The following is a 22,036-nucleotide window of genomic DNA, read 5'->3' as shown; positions in this document are numbered from 1 at the left end:
AAGAGTACAAGTGGAAAACTTGCTTATATAAAGATACGTTAAAAAGGAGTGAGATGCATGCCGGTTCTCGAACTGCGAAACGTAACAAAGCAATATAAAAATGGCCGCGGTGTTAAAAATATTAGTTTTTCCGTGGAACATGGTGAAATTTTCGGGTTATTAGGTCCAAACGGTGCCGGGAAAACAACATTAATGAAGTGTATTGTGGCATTATGCCGTCCAGATCAAGGGGAAATAGTGATTAATGGGTATCATGTCATGGATCAATTTGAACAAGCAATGCAATCGGTTGGGACACTAATCAGCGGGGTCGAAGCGTTTGATTATTTAACGGCATATGAAAATCTCCTGTTAGCATCGAGACTGTATCCATCTCTTGAAAAAGGGAGAATTGATGAAGTACTCCAATGGGTGGGAATGGAGGCTCACAAGCATGAAAAGGTGAAATCTTTCTCAACAGGAATGCGTCAGCGTTTATATTTAGCGGCAGCCTTACTTTCCAAACCATCTTTTGTTATTTTAGACGAACCAACAAATGGTCTGGATATTGAAGGGAAACTTGATTTTCAGGAGCTTATTAGCCGGTTGGCTAGTGAGGAGGGTGTTACCTTTATCCTTTCCACTCATTTGATTGATGAGGTTGAGCGTTTATGTAATCGAATCGCCATTCTTTCTAAGGGGGAAATTATTGGCGAAGTGGCTAAAAATCAATTAGCTGAAGGTCAAACATTTGAATCTTTTTATATGGACAACATCCGTAAAGGGAAGGAAGTGAACGAAAATGTTGAACTTACAAAATGAGTGGAATAAGTTAGTACGAAAAAAATCAACCATTGTCTTGTTTTGCCTCTCTGCAATATTCCCTTTACTAGTTGGGCCGGCTATTCAAATGATGCAAAACAAGTTTGGTTTCACCGCATTCGATGGCGAGTCCTTCCCACTTGTGATTTTAAGTTTAGCCGTATCCTTTTACCTGCCATTATTATTGGCCCTTTGCGTTAGTGATATGTTTGCTGGGGAACAAGAACAAAAGACACTTTCCTTCCTTCTCGTCCGTCCATTATCACGGTACAAACTGTTTACTTCCAAGATTGTCTGTATTGGTATCTACTTATTGACGCTATTATTGCTGGTCTGCCTTTCATCATTAATAACAGGTGCCATTTGGCTCGAAAATTTCACCTTTACTGGTTTGTTAATGGGCCTCTCAGCGTTTTTGTTATCATGGTTTCCATTAATGGCAATTGGAATCCTCTTAAGTTTCCTTGCGTTATGGTTCGGTTCTAGCAGCAAGGCATTGACATTTTCTATCCTCCTTTACTTAGTAATGGTCGTTTTAACCTATCTTTTTCCAACCGTTGCCCAGTGGCTGCCGGCATACGATAATGACTGGTATCAGCGCTGGATCAATAATGGGATGAATATCGTCACTTTTGGCAGAACCCTTTATCTTTTATCATTTTGTGCATTATTCTTCACGCTGGGCTATTATAAGTTTAGTAAAAAAGAATTCTAAATTAGAAAGTAGTGGAATAGATGTCGATTCGTTTTAGACTTTTATTATCCAATCTCGCAATGATTTTAGTGCCCATCTTTTTCGTTGTTTTATCTGCACTTTTAGTGGCCTTGCTTTTTAGAGGGGATATAAAAGAATTGCGAAACATCTACCTGCCACCGGAGCATTACCATCATATTTCTGAGAAGGATCAATTATATATTGATTTACACAAGGAAACACTGAAAAACCCGGAACAATTTTTGAATCCAACCTATTTAAAAGAAATTGACGGTCAATTAAATAAGGCGGGTAACACTTCATTAGTAGTGAGAAAAGGACAAAACATTGTCTACCTACCAGCAAAATTAAAAGGGTTAGACAAGGAGGAACTTCCGCCATTTGGGTTATTTGGTGAAGTTGATCCGGTTGAACAAATTAATCATCAATTTATTTCGATAAAAAAGCTTGATTTTTTCTTTCCTGATGGGTCAGAAGGTTCCTTGTTTTTTGTAACGGATGCCAGCAGTTTTGCCAAATTTGTTCGTTCCTCATTCCCAATTTTATTTATTGTTTTGCTATTAATTTTAATTGTAACGAATGGTTTACTCACTTACTATGTGTCAAGAAGTATTATCCGCCCGATTCGAAGATTACAGAAAGCTGCTGAGCAAATAAAAGAAGGAAACCTTAATCAACCGATTCCAGTTAAATCCAAGGATGAAATCGGACAACTTGCCCAAGGGTTTGAGGAAATGAGGGTTAGGTTAAAAGAATCGATTGAAAAGCAGTTAGCCTATGAGGAAAATCGCAAAGAGTTAATCGCCAATATTTCTCATGATCTAAAAACACCGATTACGACCATTAAAGGGTATGTGGAAGGAATTCGCGATGGAGTGGCCAACAGCCCCGAAAAAATCGATCGCTACATTCAAACGATTCATTCAAAATCAATCGATTTGGATCATATGATTGATGAACTGTTTTTATATTCGAAATTAGACTTACAGCGCCTTCCTTTTCATTTTGAAAACATTCAGTTTGATCACTACCTTCAGGATTTTGTTGAAGAACTGCGGTTTGATTTGGAGGAAAAGAAGGTTGGAATCAGTTTAAATATAGAAAAAAATGGTGATTATCTAATCATCGCTGACCGTGAGCACCTGAAACGGGTCATAACCAATATTGTCGATAATTCTTTGAAGTATATCGATAAACCGGCCAAGGAGCTTTCCTTTCATTTATCTACAGTAGATTCTTATGTTCTTTTTAAAATGACTGACAACGGTCCAGGAATTGAGGAAGAGAAATTACCGATGATTTTTGACCGCTTTTACCGTGTCGATATGGCACGAGGAACGGAAAAAGGCGGTAGTGGCCTGGGGTTATCAATTGCCAGGCGAATCATCGAAGAACATCATGGTTCCATCTGGGCAGAAAGTCAAAAAGGACAAGGAACAAAGATTCTTTTTACGTTAAGAAAAGCAGGTGAAGACAATTGAAACGGATCTTAATTATTGAAGATGATAAAAGTATTGCTGAGCTTGAACGGGATTATTTGGAAATAGATGGTTTTTCGGTTGAGATCGCATTAACAGGTGATGAGGGCTTACAAAAAGCTATAAATGAGAAGGTCGATTTGGTATTGCTCGATCTTATGCTTCCAGGGGTTGATGGCTTTCAGATTTGCAAAGCAATCCGAACCGAAAAGGATATCCCCATCCTTATGGTTTCTGCCAAAAAAGAAGACATTGATAAAATCCGTGGCTTGGGACTAGGTGCCGATGATTATATTGTCAAGCCATTTAGTCCGAGTGAGCTGGTTGCAAGGGTTAAGGCGCATCTATCTCGTTATCAAAGACTAATTGGAAGGGAACCGCAAAATGCCAGTATTATGGTGCGTGGTCTTCGGATTGATCAAGCTTCAAGACGGGTTTATGTTAATAATCAAGAAGTGGCTGTTACCACAAAAGAGTTTGATGTGCTAACCTTCTTTGCGCTCCATCCAAACCATGTCTTTAGCAAAGAGCAATTATTTGAAAAGTTATGGGGCCTTGATTCGTTGGGTGACATTTCAACGGTTACTGTCCACATTCGAAAAATTCGTGAAAAAATTGAAACTGATCCATCTAATCCTCAATATATCGAAACTGTATGGGGAGCAGGATACAGATTTAAAGGGTAAAATAGTAAAATTTCATTTTTACCCTATGTTACCTCGTATTTAAATGGAAAAATAAAAAATCGAAACAAAATAGTTAATTTATCAAAGGACATTCATGAATATAAATTCAGATTAGTGAAAAGCTTAAATAAACCTATCGGTTAGTGGAAAGTAGGAGGATTACTAAATGGAGTATTCTGAGGGTAAATATGGTAATAAAAGTATTGGACGGAAGATGTTGAACAAGGTTCCGGAAGTCACGATTTTCTTCTGGATTATCAAGATCATGGCCACAACTATAGGCGAAACGGCCGCAGACTTCCTGAATATCAATTTAAAATGGGGCTTAACTAATACAACGATTGTCATGGCATGTCTTTTAGTCATTATCCTGTTCTTCCAGTTCCGGTCGAGGAAATACGTGCCAAGTATCTACTGGCTTGCAGTCGTGATGATTAGCGTCGTCGGAACGCTTATAACTGATAATTTGGTGGATAACCTTGGCGTATCTCTAGTGACGACAACCGTCTTCTTCAGTCTCGCTTTGGCGGTGGCATTTGCAGCCTGGTATGCGAGTGAGAAAACTCTTTCCATTCACTCCATCTACACCACCAAGCGTGAGGCGTTCTACTGGCTGGCTATTTTGTTCACCTTTGCATTAGGAACTGCTGCAGGCGATCTCATTGCGGAGGGTCTTAACCTTGGGTACTGGAAGTCAGCGCTGATGTTCGCTGTCCTGATAGGTATCGTTACTATCGCCTTTTACCGATTTAAATTGAATGGAGTGCTGTCCTTCTGGATCGCCTACATCCTGACCCGTCCTCTCGGTGCTTCTCTTGGCGATTACCTTTCACAGCCTCGTAAAGATGGTGGTCTAGGTCTAGGAACAGTGGGAACGAGCGCAATCTTCCTTATAACGATTTTATGCTTGGTCATCTATTTAACTAAGACGAGAAGAGACGAGCTTCCTCATTCAACTAATGAATAACATGATGATTTAAATATTAAACTAATAGAGCTCGCCGATTGGCGAGTTTTCTTTAGGATAGAAAATGAGATAGTAGTGATATTATTTTTATTTCATGGTACTATATGGTAAGTATTTATGGTGGATGAAAATACATATTGAAAGGATCTTATTATGAACCTTAAAGGACATCTAGTTATAGCTTTCATCATTAGTTTAGTCTGCGTGATTGGCTTTATCTTTATCTCTTTATTAATAAGTGACCATAAAATTATCGATTTTGATAGCGATGTAATAGCAGCAATTCAGGGGCTTGAATCACCAACCTTAACAAAAGTGATGAAGTTTTTCACCTTAATCGGTTCTTCATCTGTTGTCATCGTCCTTACTATCATTTTAATAATTTTCCTTTATAAAGTGTTACATCATCGTTTAGAATTAATATTATTCATTTCTGCTATTATTGGTTCAGCGGTATTAAACCAAATTTTGAAACTAATTTTTCACCGGGTTCGTCCTAATTTCCATCGCTTAATTGATATTTCAGGGTATAGTTTTCCAAGTGGCCATGCAATGAATGCCTTCACGGTTTATGTCATTCTGTCATTTTTACTCTGGCGCCATATCCCTAGCAGATGGGGAAGAAGTGTCCTGATCATTTTCAGTGTTTTCATGATTATGGCGATTGGGATTAGTCGGATCTATTTAGGTGTCCATTATCCAAGTGATATTATTGGGGGATATCTTGCAAGTGGATTTTGGTTAACTGTTGCGATTTGGTTTTTCCAATTTTACCAAGAAAAGCGTTATAATAAGAAATATAAAAGCGGAACATGATGTTTAGTGATTTTTTAAACTGAAATGCTTCGTTATTGAAAATTGGAGTGATACATATTATAAGAAATAGTATTCCTAACTTATTTACACTGGCGAACTTATTTTTTGGCTTTTTATCCATTATGTATTCAGCGCAAGGGGATTATAAGAATGCGGCCATCCTGATATTAATTGGAATGATGCTTGACAGTATGGATGGAAGGATTGCCAGAATGCTGCGCGTAGAAAGTGAACTTGGTAAAGAACTTGATTCACTGGCGGATATTGTTACCTTTGGTGTTGCACCTGCAATGATGGCCTATTATGCTTATTTTTCTTCCTTTGGTGTGATCGGCATGGCTGTTGCTGGTCTTTTCCCATTATTCGGTGCGTATCGATTAGCTAGGTTCAACATTAACGCCGTGAAATCTTCCCTACAGTACTTTACAGGCGTTCCGATTACGGCGGCGGGAGGCTTATTAACACTATTGACTTTGTTCCATGGTAAAATGCTGGGTTACATCTTCGTCATCGCCTTTTTCCTTTTATGTTATTTGATGGTAAGTACAATTAAAATTCCTAGTCTAAAGGATGTTCCGCTTCCTAAATACGGTATTATTATTACGCTATTCCTTGGCTATGCAATTTATATTGTCTTTAAAAAAGAACATCATCGATTCCCTTATTTTATTTATGTCGCAATACCATTATATATTGCATTTATTAGTTACCAATTAGTCAAGATAAAAAGGAATAGTCAAAAAAAGAATTAATTAGTATTTACTTGAACTATATAAACGAAGCGGAACGAACCATTAATGGTTCGTGCCGCTTTGAATTAAAAAAATTAATTTGAAACTAGCCTTAAAATAACAGTCGTTCCTTTATTCACTTCACTTTCAATGATGAGGGAGCCCTTGTATTTTTCTATTAAACGTTTTGCTATCGCTAATCCTAAGCCGTAGCCTCCTTGTTTTCTACTTCTTGCTTTATCTACGCGGTAAAAGCGATTCAAGACCATAGGAATGTCTTGTTTAGGAATACCTATACCATTATCCTCTATTTCAATTTGCACAAAATGATCCTTTTTCTGAATCGAGCATTTGATCCATTTCTGATCTTTCGAGTACTTGACGGCATTATCCAATAATATGACCAATATTTGCTCCAAGTGTCTAGGTTGAATGGCGATTAAACATCCTTCTAAATTTTTCATGTCGAGAATAAACTCAAAATCGTTATGGAGGTTTTTGAAATTTCTAAGAACATTTTCGAATACTGGAATTGGATTTATCCATTCAATTTGTTCTTTTTGTCTTTCAGATTCCGCCCTAGAAAGTTCTAAGAGCTCTGAAACAAGATCACTCAAATATTTGACTTCCTCTATAGTTGAATCTATTGATTCATCAAGTAGTTTAGGATCGTTTTTCCCCCAGCGTTTTAGCATGGTAAGATTCCCTCGAATAATGGCAATCGGTGTGCGAAGCTCGTGTGACGCGTCTTCGACAAATTGTTTTTGCTGCAAAAAAGATTCTTCGAGCTTATCCATTGTCTGGTTGAATAATTCGCCTATTTCTGTAATTTCATCCTTTATGCCATTGGAAGGTACTCTTTCGTGTAATCCAGTTTTCTGAATTTTTTTCATCGTATGGAGGATGTTTTTTACCGATTTTAATAATTGTTTTGCGATAATAACCCCACCAATGCCGCTTAAAACGATGGATCCCAAACCAGCTATAAGCATGACAACGATAAATTTATTTAGGAGTCCATCAAAAATCTCCATACTTTGAATAATCTCGATTGTTCCTGTGCCGTTATTCAGTAATAGAGGACTGCGTAGAACAAGAAACCGATTGTCATTTGTTTTTATTTGGTCAAACTCTTCCGTTTGGACCATTTTTGAAGGAATGTTTTCATCAGGAACATCTTGAGATGCCGAAATGAGCGTTTTCCCCTTGGAATTTAGAATACGGATCATTTGGTGATTTCCACTTAGTCTTTCAATGTAATCACTGCTTGAATAAATATCCTGTTCTGTTAGTGAATTGGTTTTCGAATGTTCGTGATAATAGGCTTTTGTTTCTTTCATCTTTTGCTCGATTACATTGTTTTCTTCCGTAAGCATCCAACTATTTAAAACGGAATATTGCAGGATATTGTATAAGACGAATGAAATAAATAAAAGCAGGGAGGACCATAATACAAGTTTATACTTGATGGGAAGATTAGAAATCCTTTTCATTTTCGAATCACATATCCAATTCCTCTTACTGTTTCTATAAATTGCTCGCCATCTGATGTGTGAAGTTTGTTTCTTAAATAACTAACGTAAACATCTACAACATTGGTTTCAACTTCAACATTGTACCCCCATACTTTTTCTAATAACATCTCCCTCGTCAGCACGAGACCAATATTCTGAAGAAAAATGATCAGTAAATCATATTCCTTTTTGGTCAGTTCAATTTCAACCTCGCCACGTTTTACAGTTCGAGCCATTGTGTCGACTTCTATTTCACGAAAGGTAAGTGTGGAATGCTGTTGCTTGTCCCTTTCTGCACGGCGAAAGATGACACGTATCCGTGCTAACAATTCCTCAGTGGCAAATGGCTTAGGAATATAATCATCGGCACCACTATCTAAGCCGGATACTCGGTCCATAACGCTGTCCCTGGCTGTTAACATGATAATAGGTGTATCTTTCGTAGCTCTTACTCTTCGGCACACCTCTATACCGCTTAGCCCTGGGAGCATAAGATCTAATAAGATTAGGTCCCAATTTGATTGTAAGGCTATCTCTAGACCTTCTCTGCCATCATTCGAAACCGTCACTGAAAAACCTTCATATTGCAGTTCCAGAACAATAAATTTAGCTAGCTTTTCTTCATCTTCTATTAATAAAATTCTCTTCACTAGTATCGCTCCTACGTGCGTGTTTATGAGTCATGTAATAAAATTAGTTTATCACAACAATGGGAATTAAATCTGAAAATCAGGACGCTCTTCAGTAGACAGGAAACTCCCTTTCACGGAATGTAAAAGGGAGTTCAATTTCAACTTCTCGTATAGGTATGCTCGATTTTCATAACTAGGAAGAATGTTAGTCGTTTTCGCTTTCTTTCCCGTTATCTTGTTCATCCTTACTATCATCTTCTGATTTCGTGATCTTTCCAGTTTTTGCATCAACTTTTACATCAAAGCTTTTCCCGTCTTTGGATACTACATGCACTCCATAAACGACAGTGCCATCTTCATCTTCTAATTCTACTTCCTTAACAGTACCATCCGTATATTTTTGTAAAACAGTGTTTGTTGCTTGTTCACCAGTAATGGCCGCTTCTTTTTGCAATTTTGCTTGCTCATTTGGATCTTGTTTTTCTTCTTTAGCCTTTTCTTGTTGGCTTACGGCTGCAGCAGGTTTCACTAAATTGGTACCAACTGCTCCTCCGCCAACAACGCCTAAAGCTAATACTGATGCTAAAATTTTTGTTCCAATCATGTTCATTTCCTCCTTATTTTTAAAAGCATGTCTTACAATCTCTATATTAACCCTGCTTAATTATGTTCTTATTTGAAAGCAGTTAAAATCAGGTAATAAATATATTAGAAATTTCTAATGGATTGATTATCTTTTTCTTTTCATGGCAAGGAGTAACAAAGATAATAATAGCAACGGCATTACAATGGAAACGATCTGTACTTGAAGTGGCACAATCTTTGTATTGCCAATTATTTTCACCGGTATGGCATCACTTGAAGTAATCACATGATTCTCTTTGGATACAACCGTTGTATATAAGTAATAATCAGCGGTATAGACCAACTGAATAGGCAGATTCACAATTTTTTCCTCATGCTGCTTCATCGTTCCGATTGTAACCGGTTGATCGGCACTATAGTCCTCCAAATTTACCGTCCAGTTCTTTGATAAATTTGCCATCGTAATGTAGGTGAAAATATCTTTTATTTCATTATCAGTAGTATTGGTAATTTTAACTTTTATCTTCAACTCTTTCCCAGGATACTCAGCTACTTTGGTAGGGGAAAGGATTTCAATAGTAAAATTTGATTTGCTTTGTGCGCTGGCAATTCCAGTATTGAAAATTAATAGAACCGAAAGGAAAAGTAAGATTGTCATATATTTTTTCATGTTATTCACCCCTTAAAAAATCCACTTTCTTCGCAATAACTAATGCGATAAATAATGTTAGAAGGAAGAAAATGAACACAGGTATTAGTTCAATCAATACTTGGGAAGAAGCAAGTTTGTTGATAAAAATATCTTTCATTGCTTTCATACTAGCAGAGATAGGACTATTTTCACTTATGCCCTTTGCTAAGCCTGATTTTTTCATTGTTGTTGATAGAAACATCGGAATCGCTGTTATTAAGAAAGCCATTATCGCCAAAATCATCGCATTTTTCGTCGAGACCAAGATGGTTGAAAGAATCAACGCAATGGATGAGAACGATATAATCAAAACGGTTCCAATCCCATATAAATAAAGGAGGATAGTAGGGAATATGTTAGCTTGATACGCCAATACAAATAAATATGGTAAAGACACCAATGTAACAATTAACCAAAAAATGAGAATCGCAGAAAGCTTTGCTAGCATGATGTTTCTCTTGGTTAAGGGCGTTAACAACAAGCTTTCTAAAGTACCTTTTTCTTTTTCACCAGCAATCATTGTTGAGCCAATGACCATTGAAATCAATATATTAATTCCAAGTAAGAGTTTTAGCATCGTCATGACAACGGTAGGTTGATCTAATAGACTTAATTCTTTCACACTGATAAAACTAAACGAAAGGACACTCATTAATAAGGAGACAACGAATAAAAAACCGATCCCTTTTCGTGAGAAAATATGTTCTTTTGTTTCTTTTTTCACTAAGGCAAAAAACATGTTATTGTTCCCCCTTAACATCTGTGGTGAGATGGAAAAATACATCTTCCAATGAAAGGTCATCTTTATGAATTTCCCTTTTATACTTGTCCATCAACCCTTTAACGGAACCTTCTTCGATGAGGGTACCTGTCTTGACAATCGCGACCCGATTACAAATCTTTTCAATATCTTTTAATAAATGCGATGTGATAAAAATGGTAACCCCTTTTACTTGATTTAAATGGAGAAGGATTTTCTCAATATCCTTTTGTCCCTGTGGGTCTAACCCCAAAGTAGGCTCGTCTAAAAAAATTATTTCAGGGTCATGTATAAGTGTTCGAGCAATGCCCAATCGTTGTCTCATCCCTCTTGAATATTGAGAAATCTTTACATCAGCTTTTGCTGACAAACTCACTAATTCCAAGAGTTCAGCAACCTTTTCCTTACTTTGCTTTTTATTAATATTGTGCAGGGCAGAAAAGAATTGAAGGTACTCCTCACCAGTCATCCACTCATAGTACCCGTGTGATTCAGGCAAAACACCAATGTGTTTTTTGATTTCTTCACTTTTCTTTTTTACATTTAAGTTACTCACATCGAGGTCTCCACTAGTTGGTTCGATCAAACCTATCAGCATGCGAATGGTGGTCGTTTTACCTGCACCATTAGGACCAAGAAACCCGTAAATATCTCCTTTATTTACATGTAAACTGAGATTTTTTACCGCTTCAAATCCGTTATCATAAACTTTTCGTAATTGTTTCGTTTTTATCATATTAACCCACCTCTTTTTTAAAGATTTACTCTAGTAATCATAACTTCTATCATTTAAGCAAGCTTTAGTGGAAGTTAAAATTTTCGTTAGATAATGATTAAAGAATTCTAATAATTAGTTGATGGACAAAATTCGACGTTGACAGATCCATCACTTTAAATTGTCTATTTTATAAAAACCGTGGGATAATGATAATGAATACATAGAAAGAGGAGAGCATAAGATGAAAGTCAAAATTAACCGTCATGCGGCTAAAGCGCTGCAAAAAATGTTGGAACAAGAAGAAGCTCAAGGGAAAATGTTCCGAGTTTATGTCACAAGTATTCACGGAGATCATGCACACTATGATTTGATGCTCGATACGCCAACAGAAAATGATGTGGTCGTCAAAAGTGATCGAGAAATTGATTTTATTCTCGATAAAAATGATGAAAATTTAAATAGTATTTGGATTCAATATTTTCACGTCCCGAAAGAGGAATGGTTAATCACCAATCCAACAAAAGGCAGCCACCATCACCACCATTAAAATATTAAGCGCTTGGCATCTTTTTAAAGCCAAGCGCTTTTTTTGAATGTAATATTTTCAAAAAACTTGAAATTGTCCGCCTCTTTCTCATATAATCCTAGTATTGCTATCTTAGAAAAAAGGAGATAATTTATGATTCGGCGTTTTTTTTCTTATTATCGACCGCATAGAAGGCTATTTATTTTGGATTTTATCAGTGCAGTCATCGTAGCCATGCTGGAATTAGCCTTTCCGCTTGCGGTGCAATGGTTTATTGATAAACTGCTGCCCGGGGGAGATTGGCATGCGATTGTCACAGTCAGCATCGGACTTTTACTTGTTTATTGTTTGAGTACCTTCTTGCAGTTTATTGTGAATTATTGGGGCCATAAGCTCGGAATCAATATTGAAACAGATATGAGGCAAGAGCTGTTCGAGCATGTCCAAAAACAATCATTCCGGTTTTTTGACAATACGAAAACGGGGCATATTATGAGCAGAATAACCAATGACCTGTTCGATCTCGGTGAGCTTGCCCACCATGGACCGGAGGATGTATTCATCGCGCTAATGACTTTTATTGGCGCTTTCTGGATTATGCTGACGATCAACGTAAAATTAGCACTGGTTGCAGTAGTGATTCTGCCTTTTTTAATCCTATTGGTTGTCTTCTGCAATTTAAAAATGAACAAAGCTTGGGGCCAAATGTATTCCAGTATCGCCGATGTCAACGCCCGCGTTGAGGACAGTGTTTCCGGCAGCCGTGTGGTTCAATCGTTTACAAACGAAGAATTTGAGATTGCTAGATTTAAAAAGAATAATCAGAGGTACCGCGGCGCTAAGCTTGGCGGGTATCGGGTGATGTCCTATAGTCTTTCCGGTATTTATATGATGACACGGTTGATTACGATTGTCGTTCTCGTTTACGGTGCATGGCTGAGATTCTCCGATCAGTTGACGTACGGGGAACTTGTCGGTTTTGTCCTTTATGTCAATGTACTTTTTAAACCGATTGATAAAATCAGCGCCATTATGGAATTGTATCCAAAAGGAATGGCGGGATTTAAACGGTTTATTGATCTGATTGATTCTGAGCCTGAGGTCCAGGATACAGAGGATGCGGTTGAAGTAGGGTTACTTAATGGGAATATCGTTTTTGATGAAGTGTCTTTTCGATATGATAACCATAAGTCTGTTTTGGAAAATATTAATTTGAATATTCGTGCTGGTGAGACGGTTGCTTTTGTAGGGCCGTCGGGGGCAGGGAAGACCACGATTTGCTCGTTGATTCCAAGATTTTACGATGTGAATGGCGGCGGCATTTATATTGATGGTCTCGATATTCGCGATATGACCAAAAAATCGCTCCGTTCCCAAATCGGTATCGTTCAACAGGATGTGTTTCTTTTTACAGGGACACTTCGTGAAAATATTGCCTATGGAAAACAGGATGCCACAGATGAAGAAATTGCTGTGGCGGCAAGCAGGGCACATCTTGAAAAGTTTATTGCTTCTTTGCCGGATGGCTACGCGACGCAGATTGGAGAAAGAGGACTCAAGCTTTCAGGCGGCCAGAAGCAACGGCTTGCGATTGCAAGGATGTTTCTAAAAAATCCACCTATCTTGATATTGGATGAAGCGACATCCGCTCTTGATACCGAAACAGAAATGGTGATTCAAGAAGCGCTGACAGAGCTTGCCCAAAACAGAACCACACTTATTATTGCCCACAGACTGGCAACAATACGGAATGCTGACCGGATTATTGTCGTGACCGAGGACGGGATTGCTGAAGAAGGCCGACATGATGAGCTGATTGAACAAGGCGGTATTTTTGCCAATCTTCATCGCGTCCAATTTCAGCGATAATTTTATTTTTTATGCATGCAGTATGGTATACTTAGATTATCAGGCTATGATACTTCTTCCTTCTTCATCTATTTAAGGGATATTTAGAGGTATCGCTTTCCTGATTTTTTTTTGCCCAAAAATAAACTAGAGTAGGAATGATGTGTGATGAAAAATTCAATTCTATTACGTAGAAAAAATAAGCTCATTCTTACTAGCGGGCATAGTGTGCTTCCCGATAATTATTTAGCGACTGCGCTAAAAAATATTGAAAATTTAGGTTACACGTTTTCACCAGAATTAATCAAGGCAGTCCGGACGATGTCTGATGCTGACTTTATCGATTTTTACAAAGGATTGGTCCAAGACCTTAAAGAAATGGTTGGTGCACATCGGACATTTCAGCCCATGTATCCGAATTTTCCGTCGCAGGTGATGGAAATCGAGAATGTCGACCTTTATCTAAATGCAGTTATTCACTATTGTTCTGCTTTCGTTCATGATGTATCAGGGATAAGCTTTCAGAATGAAGGTCTTCCTAAATACAAAGTGGAGGAACGATTCCCGCTCATCGAAGAACCAGATTTAAAGGTAATTGGACTTGCTGCAGAGGAAGAATTCCTGGAAATCATTCGACAATTGATAGCTGCGAAAACGAGCATCTCAGTAGTAGATAAGGGTGATGTTGCCTGGACCATTGAAAATATCACTGACGTAAGTTTGATTTTACCAGATGAAATTCCGTTAAAAGAGAATATTGGCTTTGTAGTGGCGCAACTTTTGAAAAATGATAAAGCTGATGCAGCTGTCATTTCTCGTTATTTTAAGACGGCAACGGATGTGCTTCGTTTAGCAGCTGCCCTTTCAGACGGGGATGTTAGCTTAGCGAGCAGCACCCGTTTTAAGAATTTCAAACGGCCGGAACGGCGGCTGCTCCTTAGCCTTTTAGAAGGTTGCGGCAATCTCACTGAAGACATGATTCGCCATAAGGAAATGTGGAAGCGGCTTGGTGAAAGGCTCCATCCTGCCGAGTATAAAATCCGCTATAAAAATGTTAACCGAGCATTTGACATTATCCGTAATAATATTCCGTTTACAACGTTCGGCGGAAAGGTTGAAGGGTCTTTGCTTAATAAGGATGTGCTTACAGCCGTTTCCCTGCTTAAAACACGCCCAGGTGAGTTTGCGAGAAGACTGGATCATCTTCTGCGGATTTCAGATGATGTCGTGCCGGTAATAAATGAGTTTGGAGCAGTAGTGAATACTGTATCAACGCCGGTTCTTATGCAAGTCCTTGCTCATTTCAAACAGCGCAGTATACCAACGGACATCCGGGTCTTCTTCCCGAAAGGTAATGTACAGAAAGCAGTTGCCATAAGTAATGAACTAGATGTACTCGAGGAATCGGTTTGTGAGCAACTCGCTGCCTTGATTGAAACAACACTAATTAACCGATTCTCTCAGCTTCCGAGACTTGGAAAAATTGTTCTGGATAAGGAGTTGCGAAATTATCTCGTGCCATTTTCACAGCGTTCTGCTTCGAAAGCACTGCGCACACTCGTCCGCGGCAGCAAATTGGATATGCCGATTGGCGATACCATCCGTTTCTTTCTTTGGTGGAAAGAAGGAATGATTAAGGGCGTACCGACTGGCCGGGTGGATATTGATTTGTCAGCAGTCATATTTGATGAGAATTGGCAGTATCTTGAGCATATTTCCTACACGAATCTTCGTTCTGCCAAGTACAATGCTGTCCACTCCGGTGATATCACAAGCGCTCCAAATGGTGCCTGCGAGTTCATTGATTTAGACATCCCAAGTGTTCTGGCTAACAGCGGCAGGTATGTGGTGATGGATATCATCTCCTATACGGAACATGCCTTTTGTGATATGCCTGAATGCTTTGCCGGCTGGATGAGTCGTAAGCAGCCGAATTTTGGCGAAATTTTCGAACCAAAAACAGTGGTCGATAAAATTGATGTTGCCGGTGATACTACATTTTGCATACCAGTGATATTAGATCTCGCGGAACGAAAAGTAATCTGGACAGACCTGGCACTTCGAAGCCATCCGGATTACTTCAACAATATTGAAGGCAATTTAACGGGAATCACCGCCACGTGTAAGGCAATGACTTCATTAGTGAAACCAAATCTTTATCAATTGTTCGAGCTTCATGCACATGCCCGAGGGGAATTGATTATTGAGAAAGAAGAGGCTGATACGATTTTTTCCGTTAAGGAAGGAATCACCCCATTCGATATCGAAAAAATTATCGCTGAATATTTAATATGACAAGGAAGGCTGCGAATTTTTCGCAGTCTTTTTATAAGTTTAATATAAATATGTTATGTAAAGTCAAACGGCATTTTTGAAAAATAACAATAGAAAGTGTTAACCTAGATAGGAAAAGGATGAAAGGAGTAAGTTGCCGCAGATGGAAAAAGACAAAATGGAGAAACCAATTAAGCTTATTGCCCTCGATATGGATGGCACACTCTTAAATAACAAAGGACAGATAACGGAGGCAAACCGGCAAGCAATCAAGGCTGCACAGGATAGGGGAATATTTGTTGTGCTTAGCACAGGAAGATCATTGCTTACCTGCCGGGAGCACGCCGATGCGCTAGAGCTTAGTTCCTATTTGGTAACTGTTAACGGCAGTGAAATCTGGGACGATAAACGGGAGCTGGTCGAGAGGAATTTGGTGAAATCGGAGCTTGTGGAATGGATGTGGAATCTAACCCGTGAGCATAAGACAAAATTTTGGGCGATAAGTACAGAGCAAAATTGGCATGATGAAATGCCAGAAGATATACATACGATTGAATGGCTGAAATTTGGATTTAATATTGAAGATGATGAAACTAGAGGACTAATTTTACGTGAGCTTGAAGCTAGAGGTGAATTTGAACTAAGTAATTCAACTTTGAAAAACATCGAGGTAAATCCTGCTGGAATTAACAAAGCAAATGGATTGAAAATTGTTTGTAACCGGCTTGGAATCGCAATGGAAAATGTCATGGCCGTTGGTGACAGTTTAAATGATCTGGCGATGATTACGGAAGCTGGACTTGGTGTAGCGATGGGAAATGCACAAGAGAAAGTGAAGAAGGCAGCAGACTGGGTTACTACAACTAACGAAGAAGATGGAGTTGCAAACGCAATCCACAGATGGGTCATTCAATCATAAAAAATTTTTTCATCATATTTTCCAATTTGCAGTGTATAAGTGATTAGTTGATTGGTAAAAATAATTGAGCAAGTATAATTTGCAAAATCATGTAATTGTTACATGCTAGGAGGCTACAAAGGAATGGAACATGGTAAAGTAAAATGGTTTAACAGTGAAAAAGGTTTTGGTTTTATTGAGCGTGAAGGCGGCGAGGATGTATTCGTCCACTTCTCTGCAATTCAAGGAGAAGGATATAAATCCTTGGACGAGGGTCAAGAGGTAACGTTTGATATCGAAAACGGCCAACGCGGACCACAAGCGGTAAATGTCCATAAAGCATAATTTACCAAAACAGACTCCATTAGAACATGGAGTCTGTTTTTTTCATTAATGATTGATTTCCTTCACTCTGCCAACCTGTCCATCTGTCAGTCTTACTTTAATACCGTGGGGGTGAAAGCTGGACTTGGTTAATATGTCCTTAACGACCCCAGCTGTAAGTTTGCCACTTTTTTGATCTGCTTTTAGAACGATTTTGACAGAAGCTCCAGGGAGAATGTCTTTCCTATTTTGCCCGTTAGACACCCATTTTTCTCCGAGAATTACTCACTTTTTTCGTTTGCTGGCTTTGCAGCTTTTTGGTTGCCTGTGAGCCATTTGCGTTTGCATTTCCGGCTGCTGCTTTGTTTTTCTTATTTTCAAGCTGCTGTTTCATCGCTTCTTGTAAGCTGATTTTCTTCTTAGGTTCCTCATTTTGCTTTGATTGATTAGATTCACTCATATAAAATCCTCCTATAAACAGTATTATGTCCAGTATAAACTATTTTTTTATTTATTAAAAATCGATCCTCCTAATTAACACAAAAATTTAAGGACCTTATTCGGTAATTTTGGAATAACATCCGTTATTTTTAATACTTATGTAGTAGCGGGTACATGTTAAAAAAATAGTTTACGAGGTGAGGTAATGAGTAAAGAAAACAAACAGTTAACAACGGGAACAGGAGCTCCAGTCGGTGATAACCAGAATTCAATGACAGCAGGAATGCGAGGACCAACATTGATTCAAGACGTACATCTAATTGAGAAATTAGCACACTTTAACCGTGAACGTGTACCAGAGCGTGTGGTCCATGCTAAAGGTGCAGGGGCTCACGGGTACTTCGAAGTAACAAATGACATGTCAACCTACACAAAGGCCAAATTATTTAATGGGGTGGGAAAGCGGACCCCCATGTTTATTCGCTTCTCAACTGTAGCGGGAGAATTGGGTTCGGCGGATACGGTACGGGATCCACGCGGCTTTTCAGTGAAGTTTTATACAGAAGAAGGAAACTATGATCTTGTCGGAAATAACACCCCGATTTTCTTTATTCGTGATGCGATTAAATTTCCTGATTTTATTCATACGCAAAAAAGAGATCCAAAATCGCATCTGAAAAATCCGAATGCCATCTGGGATTTCTGGTCCTTATCACCTGAATCGTTACACCAGGTTACATACTTAATGGGTGACCGCGGAATACCTGCTTCACTTCGTCATATGAATGGCTATGGCAGCCATACCTTCAAATGGGTGAATGAGGACGGGGAAGCCTTGTGGGTCAAATATCACTTTAAAACGGAGCAGGGCGTCAAAAACATGACGAATGAGGTTGCAGGCAAATTGGCTGGTGAAAACCCGGATTATCATACTGAAGATTTGTTTAATGCGATTGAAAAGGGTGACTTCCCGGCATGGAGGTTGCACGTGCAAATCATGCCATTTGAAGATGCCGAAACGTACCGTTTTGATCCATTTGATGTCACAAAGGTCTGGTCACATAAAGATTATCCGTTAATTGAGGTAGGCCGAATGGTGCTAAATCGTAACCCTGAGAACTACTTTGCAGAGGTGGAGCAGGCAACATTCTCACCTGGAACGATGGTGCCCGGTATTGAAGCATCGCCGGATAAGATGCTCCAAGGCCGTATTTTCGCTTATTCCGATGCACACCGTTACCGTGTCGGACCGAACCATAACTTGCTTCCAATTAACCGGCCAAAAGTGGAAGTTAACAACTATCAACGCGATGGTGCGATGCGTTCTGACAATAATGGCGCCGGTTCGGTTTATTATGAACCAAACAGCTATGGCGGACCTAAGGAAGCACCTGAGTATAAACAGACGGCCTTCCAGGTTACAGGTGTGGCTGAACAGGTTTCATATGATGAACACGATCATTACACGCAAGCGGGTGACCTTTACCGTTTGATGTCAGAAGAAGAACGAGCCCGTTTGGTTGAAACAGTCGTCGGAGCGATGAAGCCAGTTGAGAGAGATGACATTAAGCTTCGTCAAATTCAGCATTTTTATAAAGCGGATCCAGAGTATGGCGAACGGGTGGCAAAAGGCTTAAATTTATCGCTTCCACAAAGTATTTTAAAATAATTCTTACACAGGCAGCCTATTGATGCGGGCTGCTTGTTTTTTCCATTTAATTATTTAAAAATTATTAATTTGATTTTTTCGTCGAATTTTCTTTGCAGGATATTTGGGGATATTATTAGAATTATAGAAATATGATAGATAAAAAGGGGGGGATTTGCTTGGCTATCCAAGTGGTTGAAAAAGAAGAGATGAACGTAGTAGGAATACCCTGGAATGGTACTTACGATCAGATGGAAAAGATTCCAAGTCTTTTTACTAAATTGAAGGAACGTATTAAAGAGGTATCTTATCAAAAGAAAGAAGAAATGTTGATTGCGCCATTTCATATAAGGGAAACAGAGATTACCTATTATGTTACAACTCCTGTTGATGTAATTGATGAAATTCCGGATGGTATGGTTGGTTTTACGATTCCACGTAAAAATTATGTCTTCTGCGTTCATAAAGGCAGGATAGAGGATGTTGAAAATACATATCTTCGCATGTACCAATGGATGAATGAATACGGCTATGACCAAGATCACCACGCATTATGTCTTGAAATCTATAAAGAAGAGCATAAATTCCAAAATCTGACTGAAGATCTGCATTTTGAAATTTATTTACCAGTTAAAGTGTATGAAAAATAGCCATTGACGCTGTTATTAGCCATATGATGTTTACAAATTTCTTAGTTTATAGAATAATAGGGTTAACCAATAAAAAATATGATGAAAAAAACAGGTGCTGAAGACTTTCAAAAGACTTCAAGCTTAATAGGGAAGTTGGTAGAAGCCAACGCGGTCCCGCCACTGTAAATGGGAGCAGCCTATAACATGTCACTGTCGAGAGGATGGGAAGACATAGACTGCGATGATCATGAGCCAGGAAACCTGCCTGTTTTTGACACCAACAGCCTACGCGGATAGGAGAGTGTTAAGAATAGAAGCGGTTTTTTTCGTTTCCAACACTTAACTAGATGACACTCCTCCTCCTTTTTGGGGGATTTTTTTTGTGGTGATTTTAATAATGAAGGGATGTCAGACAAAGATGAACAACAGAAAAAATCTAGCAATGGTTCTGCTGCTAGTGTTTGCGCTTTTTACAAGCGGATTCCAAACGCCTGCCTTAGCAGCGAATCAAGAGAAACAGGGCACGATTACTGTTATTGGGACAGATGCAGCTAATCCGCTTTTACCGGAAACAACAGTTCAATTCGGCGAAAGTAAGACTGCAACCCAAGCCTTAGTTAATGCAGTAGGAGAAAGCAATATTGAGTTTACTGATACTACATATGGAAAAATGTTAACAGCGATTAAGGGGGAAAAGGCTGAAGGAACTCATTTTTGGGCTTTCTTTATTAACGGCGTCTCTGCCCAGGTTGGTGCCGATAACTATATCGTCCATAATGGTGACAAATTAACCTTCCGTCTTTCGGATTGGACAAAAACCCCAGAAAGTATGGTTTCGCTCAAGGTCGTCGATGGAGATAAAAAGATTGTCAATAATCTACCCGATATTGAAGTGATCGGCACTCCGACTGCCTTTCAACTTTTACAAGTGGCACTTGGTCCGGAAAAGGTTGGCTTTAGCGAATCACAATACGGGAAGATGATTACGTCAATTAATGGACTGGAAGCAGAAGGGACAAATTACTGGGCATTTTATATTGATGGCCAAATGGCATCTGTTGGTGCAGACAGCTACGCCCTTAAATCGGGTAACCAAATAAGCTTTCAGTTGGAATCATGGCAGGATGTTCCGGCGGATGGCGGAGCTGGCGGGGATGGACAACCAAATCCAAACCCAAACTCTCCAGCTGGGACGGTTTCCGATGCCGATCTTCAAGCTGCTGTTGACGCTGTGAGCCAATATGTTTTAAAATCTCAAATCGGTGAATGGGAAGCGGTTGCCCTAAAACAGGCTGGGAAAACAATTCCTGCGAGCTATCTGGAAGCTGTTAAAGCGCTTGTCAAAGAAAGAGAAGGAAAATTCACGCGCATCACGGATACAGAGCGGTATGTACTGGGAATTCTGGCAGCAGGCGGTGACCCAACAAATATCGAAGGCTATGACCTAGTTCAAGCCATTTACAATGGAAATGTCACAAAACAAGGATTAATTGGTGTCTCCTATGCATTGATTGCCTTGGATAGTGCGGAATTCTCCGTTCCAGCTGATGCTTTGTGGACTCAAGATAAGCTGGTAAACTATCTAGCTGAAAGACAAAACGCAGACGGCGGCTGGGCATGGGATGAAAGTGCAACAAGTGACATTGACACGACTGCGATGATTGTCACAGCACTTGCACCATATCGGAACCAAGCAGGAATTAAAGAAAAAGTGGACGCTTCCATTGAATATTTAGCGGCCCAATATAAGGCGGCGAAGATTGATAACAGTTCAACAGCTGCACAAGTGATTATTGCCTTATCTGCATTAGGAATGGATGCGAATGCTTCATTATTTGCTAGTGATAACAGCAGTCTATTTCAGTATTTCTTATCGTTCCAAAATGCCGATGGCGGTTTTGATTGGCAGGGCGGCGATGTAAGTGATGTTTTTACCACTTCTCAAGCGTTTCAGGCACTAGTGGCCTATCAGCTTTTTGCTCAAGGGAAGGGATCGTTGTACCACTTACCGTTAGTTGCAGAACAGACACCTGATGTGGAGAGTCCTGAAGCGGAAAGCCCACAAGTGGAAGAGCCTTCTATAGAAAAAGAAAAACCGGAGGAAACCGTGAAGGGCCATACTCTTCCAAATACAGCAGCCAATATGTATAACCTACTGGCATTAGGCTTATTCCTCATGATGGCCGGAAGCGTGATTTATATGAAGCAAAGGAAACGAAAGTCGTAAAAACCTTTGTGCCCCCTCTGCTTGTCAGCGAGGCCACTGAAAAAGTCCACTTTTTAAGCAGTTTAAAGGTAGATTTTATCGACCTTTAAACTGCTTTTTTGTTTTATAATAAAATTATAAAATT

At 39.2% G+C, this 22,036-nt stretch carries 23 protein-coding genes and 1 riboswitch; of the genes, 15 read left to right on the top strand and 8 right to left on the bottom strand.

The window, feature by feature from the left end; translation table 11 throughout:
• The first annotated feature begins 57 nt into the window (after positions 1 to 57).
• From ACIQCO_RS00115 to pssA, 7 genes are all read left to right on the top strand, one after another.
• On the top strand, positions 58 to 801 hold the full coding sequence (locus ACIQCO_RS00115; RefSeq protein ID WP_400424283.1) for an ABC transporter ATP-binding protein: 744 nt from the start codon (positions 58 to 60) through the stop codon (positions 799 to 801).
• Positions 782 to 1,516 (top strand): ABC transporter permease, encoded by a 735-nt coding sequence (locus ACIQCO_RS00110; protein ID WP_400424280.1) that lies wholly within the window; start codon positions 782 to 784, stop codon positions 1,514 to 1,516. Before ACIQCO_RS00115 ends, ACIQCO_RS00110 begins: the two co-directional genes overlap by 20 nt.
• A 20-nt stretch (positions 1,517 to 1,536) precedes the next feature.
• Complete coding sequence (locus tag ACIQCO_RS00105) at positions 1,537 to 2,997, top strand: sensor histidine kinase (protein WP_400424278.1); 1,461 nt, start codon at positions 1,537 to 1,539, stop codon at positions 2,995 to 2,997.
• Entirely contained in the window at positions 2,994 to 3,680 is a 687-nt protein-coding gene (locus ACIQCO_RS00100; RefSeq protein ID WP_400424276.1) for a response regulator transcription factor, read from the top strand. The genes ACIQCO_RS00105 and ACIQCO_RS00100 overlap by 4 nt, the downstream gene beginning before the upstream one ends.
• Before the next feature lie 166 nt (positions 3,681 to 3,846).
• A complete protein-coding gene (locus tag ACIQCO_RS00095; protein WP_400424274.1) occupies positions 3,847 to 4,647 on the top strand; it encodes a COG4705 family protein in 801 nt (266 codons plus the stop codon).
• A gap of 153 nt (positions 4,648 to 4,800) precedes the next feature.
• Positions 4,801 to 5,463 carry a phosphatase PAP2 family protein gene (locus ACIQCO_RS00090; protein ID WP_400424271.1) on the top strand — a complete coding sequence of 221 codons (663 nt, stop codon included), beginning with the start codon at positions 4,801 to 4,803 and terminating at the stop codon, positions 5,461 to 5,463.
• Positions 5,464 to 5,510: 47 nt separating this feature from the next.
• Positions 5,511 to 6,215, top strand: a complete 705-nt coding sequence (gene pssA / locus ACIQCO_RS00085; protein WP_400424269.1) for a CDP-diacylglycerol--serine O-phosphatidyltransferase — start codon at positions 5,511 to 5,513, stop codon at positions 6,213 to 6,215.
• A 74-nt stretch (positions 6,216 to 6,289) separates the two neighbouring features.
• Here the strand turns inward: pssA and ACIQCO_RS00080 are convergent, their stop codons facing one another.
• The 6 genes from ACIQCO_RS00080 to ACIQCO_RS00055 all read right to left on the bottom strand — a co-directional run bounded on the left by ACIQCO_RS00080 (position 6,290) and on the right by ACIQCO_RS00055 (position 11,112).
• Positions 6,290 to 7,687: a sensor histidine kinase gene (locus ACIQCO_RS00080; RefSeq protein WP_400424266.1), complete on the bottom strand. Its 1,398-nt coding sequence runs from the start codon at positions 7,685 to 7,687 to the stop codon at positions 6,290 to 6,292.
• Positions 7,684 to 8,358: a response regulator transcription factor gene (locus ACIQCO_RS00075; protein ID WP_400424263.1), complete on the bottom strand. Its 675-nt coding sequence runs from the start codon at positions 8,356 to 8,358 to the stop codon at positions 7,684 to 7,686. Before ACIQCO_RS00075 ends, ACIQCO_RS00080 begins: the two co-directional genes overlap by 4 nt.
• A gap of 187 nt (positions 8,359 to 8,545) precedes the next feature.
• Positions 8,546 to 8,944, bottom strand: coding sequence for a PepSY domain-containing protein (locus ACIQCO_RS00070; RefSeq protein WP_400424260.1), 399 nt, complete (start codon positions 8,942 to 8,944; stop codon positions 8,546 to 8,548).
• A 126-nt stretch (positions 8,945 to 9,070) separates the two neighbouring features.
• Positions 9,071 to 9,595, bottom strand: coding sequence for a hypothetical protein (locus tag ACIQCO_RS00065; RefSeq protein WP_400424257.1), 525 nt, complete (start codon positions 9,593 to 9,595; stop codon positions 9,071 to 9,073).
• 1 nt (position 9,596) lies between these two features.
• The gene (locus ACIQCO_RS00060; RefSeq protein ID WP_400424254.1) at positions 9,597 to 10,355 is read right to left on the bottom strand and encodes an ABC transporter permease; all 759 of its coding nucleotides are present in this window, start codon (positions 10,353 to 10,355) and stop codon (positions 9,597 to 9,599) included.
• A 1-nt stretch (position 10,356) separates the two neighbouring features.
• The gene (locus ACIQCO_RS00055) at positions 10,357 to 11,112 is read right to left on the bottom strand and encodes an ABC transporter ATP-binding protein (RefSeq protein WP_400424251.1); all 756 of its coding nucleotides are present in this window, start codon (positions 11,110 to 11,112) and stop codon (positions 10,357 to 10,359) included.
• Positions 11,113 to 11,335: 223 nt separating this feature from the next.
• On the opposite strand from ACIQCO_RS00055, the gene ACIQCO_RS00050 reads away from it, so the two are divergent.
• The 5 genes from ACIQCO_RS00050 to ACIQCO_RS00030 all read left to right on the top strand — a co-directional run bounded on the left by ACIQCO_RS00050 (position 11,336) and on the right by ACIQCO_RS00030 (position 16,985).
• Positions 11,336 to 11,641, top strand: coding sequence for an iron-sulfur cluster assembly accessory protein (locus ACIQCO_RS00050; protein ID WP_400424248.1), 306 nt, complete (start codon positions 11,336 to 11,338; stop codon positions 11,639 to 11,641).
• A 132-nt stretch (positions 11,642 to 11,773) separates the two neighbouring features.
• The gene (locus tag ACIQCO_RS00045; protein ID WP_400424245.1) at positions 11,774 to 13,489 is read left to right on the top strand and encodes an ABC transporter ATP-binding protein; all 1,716 of its coding nucleotides are present in this window, start codon (positions 11,774 to 11,776) and stop codon (positions 13,487 to 13,489) included.
• Positions 13,490 to 13,636: 147 nt separating this feature from the next.
• On the top strand, positions 13,637 to 15,763 hold the full coding sequence (locus tag ACIQCO_RS00040) for a TerD family protein (protein ID WP_400424241.1): 2,127 nt from the start codon (positions 13,637 to 13,639) through the stop codon (positions 15,761 to 15,763).
• A 142-nt stretch (positions 15,764 to 15,905) separates the two neighbouring features.
• Positions 15,906 to 16,661, top strand: a complete 756-nt coding sequence (locus tag ACIQCO_RS00035) for a Cof-type HAD-IIB family hydrolase (RefSeq protein ID WP_400424238.1) — start codon at positions 15,906 to 15,908, stop codon at positions 16,659 to 16,661.
• Between the two features lie 123 nt (positions 16,662 to 16,784).
• Complete coding sequence (locus ACIQCO_RS00030; RefSeq protein WP_400424235.1) at positions 16,785 to 16,985, top strand: cold-shock protein; 201 nt, start codon at positions 16,785 to 16,787, stop codon at positions 16,983 to 16,985.
• Between the two features lie 45 nt (positions 16,986 to 17,030).
• On the opposite strand, the gene ACIQCO_RS00025 is transcribed toward ACIQCO_RS00030, so the two are convergent.
• Positions 17,031 to 17,228 carry a YwbE family protein gene (locus ACIQCO_RS00025; protein ID WP_400424232.1) on the bottom strand — a complete coding sequence of 66 codons (198 nt, stop codon included), beginning with the start codon at positions 17,226 to 17,228 and terminating at the stop codon, positions 17,031 to 17,033.
• Entirely contained in the window at positions 17,221 to 17,424 is a 204-nt protein-coding gene (locus tag ACIQCO_RS00020; protein ID WP_400424229.1) for a hypothetical protein, read from the bottom strand. The genes ACIQCO_RS00025 and ACIQCO_RS00020 overlap by 8 nt, the downstream gene beginning before the upstream one ends.
• A 186-nt stretch (positions 17,425 to 17,610) precedes the next feature.
• On the opposite strand from ACIQCO_RS00020, the gene katA reads away from it, so the two are divergent.
• The 3 genes from katA to ACIQCO_RS00005 all read left to right on the top strand — a co-directional run bounded on the left by katA (position 17,611) and on the right by ACIQCO_RS00005 (position 21,912).
• Positions 17,611 to 19,074: a catalase KatA gene (katA, locus tag ACIQCO_RS00015; protein WP_400424226.1), complete on the top strand. Its 1,464-nt coding sequence runs from the start codon at positions 17,611 to 17,613 to the stop codon at positions 19,072 to 19,074.
• A 158-nt stretch (positions 19,075 to 19,232) separates the two neighbouring features.
• Positions 19,233 to 19,703: a GyrI-like domain-containing protein gene (locus ACIQCO_RS00010; RefSeq protein ID WP_400424223.1), complete on the top strand. Its 471-nt coding sequence runs from the start codon at positions 19,233 to 19,235 to the stop codon at positions 19,701 to 19,703.
• Positions 19,704 to 19,778: 75 nt separating this feature from the next.
• Positions 19,779 to 19,968: riboswitch (cobalamin riboswitch) on the top strand.
• Between the two features lie 135 nt (positions 19,969 to 20,103).
• Positions 20,104 to 21,912 (top strand): DUF4430 domain-containing protein, encoded by a 1,809-nt coding sequence (locus ACIQCO_RS00005; RefSeq protein WP_400424220.1) that lies wholly within the window; start codon positions 20,104 to 20,106, stop codon positions 21,910 to 21,912.
• Positions 21,913 to 22,036 lie beyond the last annotated feature (124 nt).

The sequence above is a fragment of the Neobacillus sp. NPDC093127 genome, from assembly GCF_044754175.1.
Taxonomy (GTDB): Bacteria; Bacillota; Bacilli; order Bacillales; family Cytobacillaceae; genus Neobacillus.
This window is presented reverse-complemented; position numbering and strand designations above follow the sequence as displayed.

Bases quoted from the DNA above. Each gene is read 5' to 3' on its own strand.
- katA (WP_400424226.1), top strand. From the start codon at position 17,611: ATGAGTAAAGAAAACAAACAGTTAACAACGGGAACAGGAGCTCCAGTC.
- ACIQCO_RS00005 (WP_400424220.1), top strand. From the start codon at position 20,104: ATGAACAACAGAAAAAATCTAGCAATGGTTCTGCTGCTAGTGTTTGCG.
- ACIQCO_RS00105 (WP_400424278.1), top strand. From the start codon at position 1,537: ATGTCGATTCGTTTTAGACTTTTATTATCCAATCTCGCAATGATTTTA.
- ACIQCO_RS00045 (WP_400424245.1), top strand. From the start codon at position 11,774: ATGATTCGGCGTTTTTTTTCTTATTATCGACCGCATAGAAGGCTATTT.
- ACIQCO_RS00030 (WP_400424235.1), top strand. From the start codon at position 16,785: ATGGAACATGGTAAAGTAAAATGGTTTAACAGTGAAAAAGGTTTTGGT.
- ACIQCO_RS00115 (WP_400424283.1), top strand. From the start codon at position 58: ATGCCGGTTCTCGAACTGCGAAACGTAACAAAGCAATATAAAAATGGC.
- ACIQCO_RS00055 (WP_400424251.1), bottom strand. From the start codon at position 11,112: ATGATAAAAACGAAACAATTACGAAAAGTTTATGATAACGGATTTGAA.
- ACIQCO_RS00060 (WP_400424254.1), bottom strand. From the start codon at position 10,355: ATGTTTTTTGCCTTAGTGAAAAAAGAAACAAAAGAACATATTTTCTCA.
- ACIQCO_RS00110 (WP_400424280.1), top strand. From the start codon at position 782: ATGTTGAACTTACAAAATGAGTGGAATAAGTTAGTACGAAAAAAATCA.
- ACIQCO_RS00080 (WP_400424266.1), bottom strand. From the start codon at position 7,687: ATGAAAAGGATTTCTAATCTTCCCATCAAGTATAAACTTGTATTATGG.
- ACIQCO_RS00035 (WP_400424238.1), top strand. From the start codon at position 15,906: ATGGAAAAAGACAAAATGGAGAAACCAATTAAGCTTATTGCCCTCGAT.
- ACIQCO_RS00050 (WP_400424248.1), top strand. From the start codon at position 11,336: ATGAAAGTCAAAATTAACCGTCATGCGGCTAAAGCGCTGCAAAAAATG.
- ACIQCO_RS00065 (WP_400424257.1), bottom strand. From the start codon at position 9,595: ATGAAAAAATATATGACAATCTTACTTTTCCTTTCGGTTCTATTAATT.
- ACIQCO_RS00095 (WP_400424274.1), top strand. From the start codon at position 3,847: ATGGAGTATTCTGAGGGTAAATATGGTAATAAAAGTATTGGACGGAAG.
- ACIQCO_RS00020 (WP_400424229.1), bottom strand. From the start codon at position 17,424: ATGAGTGAATCTAATCAATCAAAGCAAAATGAGGAACCTAAGAAGAAA.
- ACIQCO_RS00040 (WP_400424241.1), top strand. From the start codon at position 13,637: ATGAAAAATTCAATTCTATTACGTAGAAAAAATAAGCTCATTCTTACT.
- ACIQCO_RS00070 (WP_400424260.1), bottom strand. From the start codon at position 8,944: ATGATTGGAACAAAAATTTTAGCATCAGTATTAGCTTTAGGCGTTGTT.
- ACIQCO_RS00090 (WP_400424271.1), top strand. From the start codon at position 4,801: ATGAACCTTAAAGGACATCTAGTTATAGCTTTCATCATTAGTTTAGTC.